The sequence below is a fragment of the Quyinboa ferrireducens genome (genome assembly GCF_042436675.1).
GTDB lineage: Bacteria > Bacteroidota > Bacteroidia > Bacteroidales > UBA5342 > JBHJHP01.
The window spans coordinates 24,772-35,797 of the sequence record NZ_JBHMVA010000017.1 but is presented as its reverse complement, the minus strand read 5'-3'; the positions used below and the strand labels follow the sequence as shown (position 1 = coordinate 35,797).

At 37.8% G+C, this 11,026-nt stretch carries 12 protein-coding genes; 6 read left to right on the top strand and 6 right to left on the bottom strand.

The window, feature by feature from the left end; all coding sequences use genetic code 11:
• Positions 1-121 precede the first annotated feature (121 nt).
• Positions 122-403 (top strand): encapsulin-associated ferritin-like protein, encoded by a 282-nt coding sequence (locus tag ACE01N_RS18100; protein ID WP_380592045.1) that lies wholly within the window; start codon positions 122-124, stop codon positions 401-403.
• A gap of 74 nt (positions 404-477) precedes the next feature.
• On the opposite strand, the gene ACE01N_RS18095 is transcribed toward ACE01N_RS18100, so the two are convergent.
• The 6 genes from ACE01N_RS18095 to ACE01N_RS18070 all read right to left on the bottom strand — a co-directional run bounded on the left by ACE01N_RS18095 (position 478) and on the right by ACE01N_RS18070 (position 5,124).
• Positions 478-1,488 carry a beta-ketoacyl-ACP synthase III gene (locus ACE01N_RS18095; protein WP_380592043.1) on the bottom strand — a complete coding sequence of 337 codons (1,011 nt, stop codon included), beginning with the start codon at positions 1,486-1,488 and terminating at the stop codon, positions 478-480.
• Between the two features lie 76 nt (positions 1,489-1,564).
• Entirely contained in the window at positions 1,565-1,750 is a 186-nt protein-coding gene (rpmF, locus tag ACE01N_RS18090) for a 50S ribosomal protein L32 (RefSeq protein ID WP_375727119.1), read from the bottom strand.
• Positions 1,751-1,764: 14 nt separating this feature from the next.
• The gene (locus ACE01N_RS18085; RefSeq protein ID WP_380592040.1) at positions 1,765-2,277 is read right to left on the bottom strand and encodes a YceD family protein; all 513 of its coding nucleotides are present in this window, start codon (positions 2,275-2,277) and stop codon (positions 1,765-1,767) included.
• 99 nt (positions 2,278-2,376) lie between these two features.
• Entirely contained in the window at positions 2,377-3,546 is a 1,170-nt protein-coding gene (locus ACE01N_RS18080) for a sensor histidine kinase (protein ID WP_380592038.1), read from the bottom strand.
• 28 nt (positions 3,547-3,574) lie between these two features.
• Positions 3,575-4,477, bottom strand: coding sequence for a ribosome small subunit-dependent GTPase A (gene rsgA / locus ACE01N_RS18075; protein ID WP_380592036.1), 903 nt, complete (start codon positions 4,475-4,477; stop codon positions 3,575-3,577).
• Positions 4,478-4,521: 44 nt separating this feature from the next.
• Positions 4,522-5,124, bottom strand: a complete 603-nt coding sequence (locus ACE01N_RS18070) for a hypothetical protein (RefSeq protein WP_375727115.1) — start codon at positions 5,122-5,124, stop codon at positions 4,522-4,524.
• 151 nt (positions 5,125-5,275) lie between these two features.
• On the opposite strand from ACE01N_RS18070, the gene ACE01N_RS18065 reads away from it, so the two are divergent.
• The 5 genes from ACE01N_RS18065 (at position 5,276) to ACE01N_RS18045 (ending at position 11,025) form a co-directional block, all read left to right on the top strand.
• A complete protein-coding gene (locus ACE01N_RS18065; protein WP_380592034.1) occupies positions 5,276-6,433 on the top strand; it encodes a hypothetical protein in 1,158 nt (385 codons plus the stop codon).
• 294 nt (positions 6,434-6,727) lie between these two features.
• Positions 6,728-7,375: a Rossmann-fold NAD(P)-binding domain-containing protein gene (locus ACE01N_RS18060; RefSeq protein ID WP_380592033.1), complete on the top strand. Its 648-nt coding sequence runs from the start codon at positions 6,728-6,730 to the stop codon at positions 7,373-7,375.
• 104 nt (positions 7,376-7,479) lie between these two features.
• A complete protein-coding gene (locus ACE01N_RS18055) occupies positions 7,480-8,748 on the top strand; it encodes a serine hydrolase domain-containing protein (protein WP_380592031.1) in 1,269 nt (422 codons plus the stop codon).
• A gap of 100 nt (positions 8,749-8,848) precedes the next feature.
• Positions 8,849-9,589, top strand: a complete 741-nt coding sequence (locus tag ACE01N_RS18050) for a 3'-5' exonuclease (RefSeq protein WP_380592029.1) — start codon at positions 8,849-8,851, stop codon at positions 9,587-9,589.
• A 5-nt stretch (positions 9,590-9,594) separates the two neighbouring features.
• Entirely contained in the window at positions 9,595-11,025 is a 1,431-nt protein-coding gene (locus tag ACE01N_RS18045; protein WP_380592027.1) for an MltF family protein, read from the top strand.
• Position 11,026: the final 1 nt, after the last annotated feature.

The following is an 11,026-nucleotide window of genomic DNA, read 5'->3' as shown; positions in this document are numbered from 1 at the left end:
AATGACATATATACTTTTTTGTGCCTGGTTAATTTGTTATTTTTAAGAGCCTAATAATATTAATATCAATGGCTTTTATTTATAAAATTATATTAAACCCAATAAAAAAGGAGGCTAAAAAATGAGTGATTATCACGAACCCGCTGAATCTCTAAGTGAAAAAGCAAGATCGTTAACCCGTGCATTGAACAGTTTAAAAGAAGAAATTGAAGCAGTTGACTGGTATAATCAACGCTATGATGTGGAAAAGGATAAATCACTGAAAAATATCCTGAAGCACAATATGGAAGAAGAAATGGAACATGCCTGTATGACATTGGAATGGTTACGGCGAAACATGGATGGCTGGGATGAGGAATTAAGAGAGAACCTTTTTAAAGAAGGAGAAATCGGACACCACTAAAATGTTGTATTTATCCTGAAAAAACAAAGGGCAACCCAATGGCTGCCCTTTACTGTAATATTTTATACGATCATCTATTTCACTTTATCACCATCATAAGCCCAGACCAGGTAACCGGCTCCCCACGTAAAACCTGCACCAAACGTTGCCAGGATTATTTTATCACCCTTTTTGAGTTGCTTTTCCCATTCCCACAAGCATAATGGCAATGTGGCAGAAGTAGTGTTACCATACTTTTCAATATTAATCATTACCTGATCCTTATTAATTCCCATATGATAGGCAGTAGCTTCTATAATACGCATATTTGCCTGATGAGGCACAAGCCATGTCAGTTCTTCTGATTTGATATTGTGTTTTTTCATCATGTTTACAGAAACTTCAGCCATATTCGAAACCGCATGTTTAAAGACATGCCGTCCTTCCTGGTAAACGTAATGCTCATCATTATCCACCGTTTCGTGTGATGCCGGACGTACCGAACCGCCTGCTTTCATTTGCAGATGCTTCAATCCGCTTCCATCCACATGTAAATCCGTATCCAGTATACCAATTCCTTCTTCAGTTGAAGGTTCCAGTAAAATAGCCCCGGCTGCATCACCAAATAACGGACATGTAGTTCTATCCTTATAATTTGTAATGGCCGACATTTTATCGGATCCAACCAGGATAACTTTTTTATGCTTACCTGATACGATATACTGTGTTGCAGTATCAAGTCCAAATAAAAATCCTGAACATGCTGCCATGATATCAAAACCGTAAGCACTCGTTAATCCCGCCATATCCAGAATTGTGGATGCTGTAGACGGGAACGGGTGATCCGGCGTTGTAGTTGCACAAACAACCAGTTCTATTTCTTCAGGTTTTGTATTCGTTTTCTTTAAAAGCTTTTTTATGGCCTCGGCCCCCATAAAGGCAGATCCTTTATCTTTATCTTTAAGAATTCGTCTTTCCTTAATACCTACCCTGGTCATAATCCATTCATCAGTGGTATCAACCATTTGACTTATCTCATCATTTGTCAGACGGTATTCGGGCAGATAGGTTTCGATGCCTGTGATAATTGCTTTTAAATTACTCATCTTGAAATAAAAGTGTTTGCCATGAAATAAAAAAAGCCCTAAACGGAGTTAGGGCATATGCTATATAGCCTTAATACTACATATCAACTGCTTTCTCAACAGCCAGTCTACCTCTGTAGTAACCACATTCACCACACACGGTGTGATAAACATGTGATGCGCCACAATTAGGGCATACTGCTAAAGTTGGCATCTCAGCTTTGTAATGCGTTCTTCTTTTATCCCTTCTTGTCTTCGATGTTTTGTGTTTTGGATGTGCCATTTTTCCAAATTTATTTAATTGTTATTACCTAATTTCTTTAAAGCTTCCCAACGGGGATCAATATCCTGTTTTTTTTCTTTTTTCGTTTTGATGATCCGAGATAACATTTCGGCATTACATTCTCCTTTTTTATGAAATTTGGAAATCGGAATGCTCAGTTTAACAAATTCATACACATACGATGAAAGATCAAAAAATCCTTCTTCCCGTGGTATGATTATCACTTCATCGTCAATTTCATTGAATTCTTCTCCATATTTCAGGTAAAGGTTAAATTCTCCCTTAATTTTTAAATCCATTTCATCCAGACACCGGTCACACGGTACATGAACTGTTCCTTTTAATTTAAAGTGCAACTCAAATGTCCGTGTTGTTTTTGTAATAAACAGTATTACATCAACATCTGAATCCGAAATTTCGTCATCATCAAAACACTCAATGAACGTCTTCTCAACATGGAACGTTAACTCCTGTTTTCCGCTTTCCAAACCCTTTAGAGGGATAATATATTCTTCCAGCCTCTTCAAGTCCCCTGTTTAAAAACCCTGCAAAATTATAAAAATAACATCAACAAATAAAAAAATAGTTTCTTTTTTGCTTAAATAGTTGAAATTTACCGCTCAGCATCAGGATTTAAGTATTGGCAATATCACCCGTATTGTTGTTCCCTTATCCAGTTCCGACCATTTCACGAAGATTTTTCCATGGTGATAGTTTTCCACAATACGCTTTGTCAGTGATAATCCAAGCCCCCATCCTCTTTTTTTCGTTGTAAAGCCCGGATTAAATATGGTTTTGAATCTCTTTTTGGGAATTCCTTTACCATTATCCGTAAAATCGGTAATAACAATATCTTCCTTTTGCTTCATTACAATTGAAATTTCACCCACACCTGTTGTGGCATCAATAGCATTTTTAATGATATTCTCAATGACCCATTCAAACAATGGTCGGTTCACTTCTACCGGTATAAACGCACTCTGGTCAATTTCACTTATTATATTAATTTTTTTCGTGGTACGGCTTCTCATATAGGCCAGAGCATCCAATAGCAGAATGGTATAGTTATGTTGTTCAAGCGAAGGCATTGATCCGATTTTAGAAAACCGCTCTGTCACCATATTCAACCGGTTCAGATCCTTTTCCATCTCCGGGATCATCTCCGGGTTAAAGCTTCCTGTCTTCATTAATTCGGTCCAGGCCATAAGCGAAGATAAAGGAGTACCCAACTGATGCGCTGTTTCTTTTGAAAGTCCTACCCACACCTGATTCTCCTCTGCCTTTTTAGAAAACGAAAATGCCAGGTACGCCATCACAAAAAAGAATGCAATAAGGCCTAGCTGTACATACGGATAGTATTGCAACTGCTTCAATAAAATTGAATCATTATAATAAAGTGTCAACTCAAAAAGACCGGTTTCAGTCTGGGTCTCCAATTGAATTGGCTCCTTCTTTTCAGCAAACTGCACTGCTCTTTTCTTCAGAAACTCTTCCTGATTTACATTTTCCGGAATTCTGATATTAGCAAATGTAGAGATGGTATCGTGATAAATAATAATCAATGGAATAGTGGTATTATTCTGTAAAACGGTTAGGATAAGGCTTAAATTAACCGTTTCATCCGTTTCTGAAAGCATCTTATAAGCTTCAGCGGTAAGCTCCATTTTTTTTCGTTCTTCAATGGATAACCTTTTGGCAAGTAGATTGGAGAAGATCATGGAAGCTACCACAATAAGGCCTGCAAAAACCATCAGGAATAATTTCAGACGGGTTTTAGTATCATATATCGTCTTCATTTCAGAAGTGTTTAATAATTTTCAACGGTTAAACCCTGTATTTATTGTCATCCGGATCCTCAAGTATATTCAGGTAACTCACGTACCTGGAATAACTAATCTCCCCTTCTTCCACCGCTTCTTTCACCGCACATCCGGGTTCTTCAACATGAATACAGTTATGATATTTACACTTTGCAGCTACTTTAAAGATCTCTGGAAAGAAATGGTATATTTCATTACGCTCAAAATCAATCGTTCCAAAACCGCGAATGCCGGGTGTGTCAATAATGTAACCGCCAAGCTTTAAGGCATGCATTTCAGAAAAAGTCGTGGTATGTTTCCCCGAATGATGCGCATCCGATATTTCCTGAGTCTTCAGTTTTAAATCAGGATCAATGGCATTAATTAATGACGATTTTCCAACTCCACTGTGACCGGATAAAAGTGATACTTTACCGGAAAGTAAGGCCGCAACTTTATCAATATTTCTGTTTTTAACAACCGAAGTAAAAAAGCATTCATATCCTATTTCAGAATATATGGCTAACCATTCTGCCAGTGTATCTGTTTCTTTGTCGTTATATAAATCAGTTTTATTGAAAATCAGTTTAGCGGGTATATCATACGCTTCAGCAGTGGATAAGAACCTGTCGATAAAAACAGTTGTAGTTACCGGATGACTGACCGTTGCAACCAATACCGCCTGATCGATATTTGCAGCAATAATATGCGTCTGTTTTGAAAGATTGGTAGCTTTTCTAACAAGGTAGTTCTTACGGTCGTGAATGGCAATAATTGTGTTATTTTCAGGATCAACATCTACCCTGTCTCCTACAGCCACAGGATTTGTACTTCTGATGCCCTTAAGCCTGAATTTTCCTTTTATACGGCACTCAAGACTTTCTGTCTCTGTCTGGACCAGGTACCAGCTACCCGTATTTTTGGTCACAATTCCGGTTTTAACCATGCAAATTTTTTCTCAAAAATAGCGGATTATAGCATATCTTCAAAAAGTGGCTTCAGTCGTTTTATTTCACCGAACCAAATGACAGGTTTCTTATCAGGGTAATTTTTAAGAATTAATGAAGCAAGTTGAAAAAATGATTTAACCGGCGGGAGACCAGCATTTAACAGTTTCTGTTCATCATCGGTATTCGCCGCAATAAACATTTGTTTTATTTCCGTAATCCGTAGTAGTGCTTCCTCCCATGCATTTTGTTTGGCCAAAACGGAAGCATACAGTTGCAACATCAAAGGAATGGAAATCTGATGCATATAACCGGGAATTGGAGGCGAGGCATAAACCCTTGCAAATGCTTTTTCACTGTTTTCAATGTCTCCGTTCTGCACATAAGCCATGGTCAGATTAAACCAGTCTGAACGAAAATTGACCAACTCTGTCAACGCTCTAAAATCACTGATAGCCCTGTCATAATGGCGACGTTTATAATTACCCAATCCTCCATATCTCAAAGCTTCAGCCTTTGTCTCAAAATTATACGAGCGTTTCAATTTTTCGGACAGACGAAACAATTTATCCCACTGCTTTGAGGAATAGTAAATCCTTAATTTATCCACTTTTCTTTTACCAAACATTCTGCCCTTTTTCATATTGAACACAAAAACACATGCTATGTTTCGCAAATTTTAATAATTCTGCCCATTTTTTTACTTTTGATCCCAATTCACTCTTTCAGGTTATACGCTGAGAAGTGCACTCAAAGAAGTCATAAGTACCAGTAAAGTTATGGGATCCGGCATTTACTATTTTAATCCTACAGCAGAAATGGCTGTTGCAAATGGCATTTTCAGCTACCAGCCACCCGCATTATTGCAATCATTCGAAAGGGATATGGCTTCTGTAATGTTGTACTTTGCCGGTAAAAGTGACGTAGTCCTGATTCACCAACATCCAAATGAAAGTTTTTTGGATAAAATCCGTTCTATAAAACCTGATCTGCCTGAATTTATGACGATGAATCAACTGATTGATTCCGGCAGAAAATTCGACGAACTTGTCCCCTGGGGATGGAGCCCTGTAGTCTATAAAACACTTGAATCGGTTTTTCCTTTGCTTAAGGACAATTTTAAACAATCAGCGTTTTACACCTGGGACCAACAGTATAAGACATATTACAGCAGAATGACCTCAGCTAAAGTCCTTGAGCAGATCTGCAATGAAAGCACCAGGGGTGTCGGGGAATTCGCTATGCTAAAAGCCACTCAGTGCTTTAGGACAAGCGATGTTCAATACTTACTCTCTGAAAACGGGAAGCTGGTAATAAAAGCTCCCTTCAGTAGTTCCGGAAGAGGATTGCAAATGCTACGCAAACACCACCTTAATAATTCCAATATAGCATGGATAAACAGTATCCTGGAGAAACAGGAGTTTGTTATGGCAGAAAATCTCCACCATAAAATCGCCGATCTTTCATTTCACTTTAAGTTAAAAAATAATATGGAGCCAGAATATCTGGGGACTGTTTATTTCGATACCAACAGCAACGGACAGTTTAGTGGGTGTTTTTTGGATAATCATCCTGAAAACACAATCAATAAAATAACGGAATTATTTATTGAAAACGGTGGAATTAAAATTATGGCAGCAGCAATCAGGAAATATTTCAAAAATTACGAAGGTTTTTTGGGAGTTGATGCCATGATCATAGAACAGTCAGGTCATCTGCTCCTGCATCCGTGTGTTGAAATAAATCCACGGTTTACAATGGGATTACTTACCCTCCGGATCAGAAAAAATATAGGTTCAGATGGTTACTGGAAAATGTTGTTCGACAAGTCAGGAAATCTTCACAAATTTTTTGACAAAAGTACAGTCCCACTGACTCCCGTATTTCCGGGCACAAAATTTGCGGCAGTTCTTGATCCAATACAGAAATATGTTTAACAGAATATTTTACACCCCATAACCCTGTACTTTTTATAATTCAGGTTTTCAGTCTGTCATATATATATTTACAGATAAATTCTTAAATTTGAACATCCAGTGGAATTGTGGTATATAATAATTTTCTGAAACTTAACATTCTTCAGGTATTTCAGAAATTAAAACCCGGAATTGATTTGTAATTTATTTGTTTATTTAATAATAATTTAATATTAATTAATACGTGATACACTAAGGTGTTATTGTCAACAGAACAGATATTTAATATTAGATAATTTCTTAAGGGTACCTTTGATGAATAAATCAGTAGTTATTGCCGGATCAACAGGTTTGGTAGGTAAAGCATTATTACGTAAAGTTACAGCTGATAGTTTTTTCAATAAAATTAATACTTTAGTGCGTTATCAAAGCATAACGACAATGCCCGAAGTAACCGAAATCGTTAGTGATTTTAATACGATTCACCATCTTCCCAAAGCAGATATTCTGGTCATTTGTCTGGGTACTACGCGTAAAAAAGCCGGTTCCAAAGATGCATTTCGTAAAGTAGATTATGGTTATGTCACCAGACTTGCCAGGTTAGCTGAATCTGAAAACTATGAAAAAATTATTGTTATCAGCTCATATGGCGCCAATGCTGCATCCGGTAATTTTTATCTGAAGGTAAAAGGACAAATGGAAGATGTGGTTCAAACGGTAAATATCCCTGCCAGGGTAATTATCAGACCATCGTTATTATTAGGAAAAAGGGATGAATTCAGATTTGGAGAATCGATGGCTGCATTTGTTATGAAAGTAATAATGCCGGTTCTGAAAGGGAGAATGTTAAAATACAAACCTGTGAAAGACACACAGGTTGCTGATGCTATAATAAAACTTGCAAAAGAACCGTTAAACGGAATTAAGATTATTGAGCCGCAATGGATTCATCAAAACACATAATTTATTAACATTCTATTAATTTTTGTTTTCAGAGGCAATTGAATTTTTTATTTTTGAGGGGTTATAACACAATGAGGAGGTTTTTTAAAATACTTGCGTTATTAATGATTCTGCAACTGCTGTTTGTGGCACCAAACCATGATTCAATAGGTAGCGAAATTCCAAGAAAATTTGAACCACCCCACTCTGATCACTTTTATAACTACCAATCCGATTTTAAATCATTCGATCATTTTGATTCACGCTTTAACCGCTTTCTTTCATTCTGGAACATTAAAGGAGCATCCGTTGCTGTTGCCAAAGACGGAAAACTGATTTATGCCAAAGGCTTCGGTCTGTCTGATGTTGACAATAATAAGAATGTGGAACCTTATAACCTATTCAGGATTGCAAGTGTATCCAAGCTCATCACCGCTACGGCAATTATGAAACTTGTTGAAGATGGTGAGATTACACTGGAAGATAAAGTTTTTGGTCCGCAAGGAATCCTGAATATGGCACCATATGACAAATACAGAGATAAAAAGGTAGAGGAAATTACAGTTCGGCATTTACTGGAACACAGTGGTGGATGGACGACACGTTATGGTGATCCTTTATTTGAACAACATAGCCTTGCAAAAAGAAATGGCTATAAAGAACCTCTATCAAGTGAGGACATCATTGCCATTATGCTTAAAAAGCGTCTACATTTCAGACCCGGTGAGGCATCTTACTATTCGAATCTGGGATTTGTCATATTAGGAAAGGTAATTGAGGCAGCATCAGGTGTGGACTATGAATTATATGTCAAAGCTAAAATACTTTATCCACTTGGAATTTTTGACATGAAACTTGCTGGTAACTACAGGGACACAAAAGAAAATCTTGAAGTTAATTATTACGAACAGCCGGGTGCTATAAAAATTCAGGACTGCGACGGATCAGGAGAGCTTGTTTCCAAAAGTAACGGAGGAAATAACTTAAAGGCACTGGAGGCCGCCGGAGGCTGGATAGCATCATCAACCGATTTAATGAAACTTTTACTGGCAATTGATGGTTTCGGATTTCCTGCAGATATATTATCGGAAAAAAGCCTTGAAACCATGGCAACACCAAAAGCCATTGGCTATTCTCCTCTTGGATGGAGAACTACAAACAGGCATGGGTACTGGCTTAGAACAGGAAGTTTTGCCGGAACATCCTGTGTTTTAAAAAGAAGACCTGATGGAATATCGTATGTAATCTTATGCAACACAAGTGCCTGGGTTGGCCCGGATTTTCCTTTTAAAATGGCATCATTTACTGACAGGGAACTGAACAGAATAAATAAGTTTCCCGTTGAAGATAACTATCAGCACATGCCTTCAAAATATATTTCACTTAAAAACTGACATTTAAGGTTACAGGCAAAGTAGTATTTATACGGTTTATCCGTTCTGACTGTTTTTGAATTCACCATTTTTTAGTATTTTTAATCCAACATTAACCAGTATGGCTTTGAAAATAAAACCTGAACATATCCTTTTTCTTGACATAGAAACTGTTCCACTTGCTCAAAAACTCAGTGATTTATCCGAAAGTCATGCAAAATTATGGTCATTAAAATTTGAACAGTTCAAATCCAGAAATCCGGACAGATATGATGAATCGGTTGATGCAGCTAAAGCATTCAGTCTGGAAGGTGGTATATTTTCAGAATTTGGTAAAATAATTTGCATTTCCGTAGGAATTATGACCGAATCCGGTGGAACAAAACGGTTTAGGTTGAAATCCTTTGCCGGTGATGACGAAAAGGTATTGTTAAATGATTTTGCAGGAATGCTTAATAAATGGAGTTCTCCTGAGAAACAGCTTTGTGGACACAATATTAAAGAATTCGATGTGCCATACATTTGCAGACGAATGATTATAAACGGGATATCTTTACCGGATGTACTGAATATAGCAGGGAAAAAGCCGTGGGAAGTCCAGTTTATAGATACACTCGAACTATGGAAGTTTGGTGATTTTAAACACTATACATCTTTGAATCTGCTTACAACCGTGCTTGGGATTCCTACACCAAAAGATGATATTGATGGCAGTATGGTTGCTGAAGTGTACTATTCAGATGATAATCTTCAGCGCATTGTCAGCTATTGTGAAAAAGATGTTTTTGCAACAGCACAGGTATATTTCAGGTTCTCAGGACTTCCACTGATGGAACAGGAAATGATTGAAAACGCTAACTAGTTTGTTTGAGAAAGCTATCATACATATTGCTTCTGGCTATTCTTGTGACAATTTCAGGATGTCATGACCACACCTCAAAGCATAAAGCCCAAAAGAACGTAAAGGACACTATTGATCTTCCTCAGATACTAAAAAGAGACACATTAGTAGCTCTCACCGCATTTAGCAGCACTTCCTATTTTATATACAAAGGCCAGGCAATGGGTTATGAATACGAATTGCTGAAAAAATTTACCGAACACCTTGGTGTTAACCTTCGCATGGTTGTAATCCGTGATATGGACAGCATATTCAGTTATCTAAACAATAATGAAGTTGACCTGGTTGCTTATGCTCTGACTGTTACCAATTCCAGGAAAAAGGAAGCTGCATTTACCGTACCACTTCAATATACAGAACAGGTTTTGGTACAGCGCCTACCGGATAACTGGCGTAATATGACCAGGGATAATATAGATAAACAGCTTGTGACAAATGTTGTGGATTTAATTGGAAAAGACGTATATGTAAAACGCGGATCACCTTATTACTCAAGGTTGGTGAACCTGATGAGCGAACTGGGTGATACCATAAATATTCACGTGGTGAATCAGGACTTTACCACCGAAGAACTGATTTCAAAAGTTGCAGAAGGAGAAATACCTTACACGGTAGCAGATAAAACAATTGCAGATCTTGCCAATTCGGGCTACGACAACCTTGATACCCGATTAAAAATAAGTTTTCCACAACGACTTGCATGGGCTACGCGAAAATCATCGCCAAAGTTGATTGCTGAATTGAATTCCTGGCTTGAATCCATAAAAAATACAAGTTATTATAACATTCTGTATAATAAGTACTACAAGAACAGGTCACGTTATAAACAAATGGCATCCAGCGACTTTTTCTCCCATTCCGGAACATCCATTTCTCCATACGACGATTTATTTAAGAAAGCGGCCAAAGAACTGCACTGGGACTGGCGCCTGCTGGCAGCACAGGTTTATCAGGAATCCAGGTTTGACCCCTGGGCTGAATCCTGGATGGGTGCTGTAGGACTCATGCAAATTATGCCGGAAACGGCGGGCATGTATGGAGATTATGACCTTTGGGAACCGGATCAGAATATAGAAGCCGGCGTCCAACACCTGAAATGGCTCTATACTATTTTCGATAATGATATAGACAGTATGGATCATATTAAATTTACACTGGCATCCTATAATGTTGGTCCGGGTCATGTTGGTGACGCGCGAAAGCTGGCGGCGAAATATGGCAAAGACCCCAATAAATGGGACGACAATGTAAGCGAAATGATTATTCTGAAAAGTGAAAAAAAATATTACACCGATCCGGTGGTTGAACATGGTTACTGCAGGGGCATAGAGACTTTCAACTATGTAAAAAGCATCATGGAGCGTTACGAACATTACAAACAGTTTTTTGAAAAGTAAC

Excerpts from the sequence above, each read along its gene's own strand:
- ACE01N_RS18095 (WP_380592043.1), bottom strand. The coding sequence starts at position 1,488 with ATGAGTAATTTAAAAGCAATTATCACAGGCATCGAAACCTATCTGCCC.
- ACE01N_RS18100 (WP_380592045.1), top strand. The coding sequence starts at position 122 with ATGAGTGATTATCACGAACCCGCTGAATCTCTAAGTGAAAAAGCAAGA.
- ACE01N_RS18055 (WP_380592031.1), top strand. The coding sequence starts at position 7,480 with ATGATTCTGCAACTGCTGTTTGTGGCACCAAACCATGATTCAATAGGT.
- rpmF (WP_375727119.1), bottom strand. The coding sequence starts at position 1,750 with ATGGCACATCCAAAACACAAAACATCGAAGACAAGAAGGGATAAAAGA.
- ACE01N_RS18060 (WP_380592033.1), top strand. The coding sequence starts at position 6,728 with ATGAATAAATCAGTAGTTATTGCCGGATCAACAGGTTTGGTAGGTAAA.
- ACE01N_RS18050 (WP_380592029.1), top strand. The coding sequence starts at position 8,849 with ATGGCTTTGAAAATAAAACCTGAACATATCCTTTTTCTTGACATAGAA.
- ACE01N_RS18080 (WP_380592038.1), bottom strand. The coding sequence starts at position 3,546 with ATGAAGACGATATATGATACTAAAACCCGTCTGAAATTATTCCTGATG.
- ACE01N_RS18065 (WP_380592034.1), top strand. The coding sequence starts at position 5,276 with ATGGGATCCGGCATTTACTATTTTAATCCTACAGCAGAAATGGCTGTT.
- ACE01N_RS18070 (WP_375727115.1), bottom strand. The coding sequence starts at position 5,124 with ATGTTTGGTAAAAGAAAAGTGGATAAATTAAGGATTTACTATTCCTCA.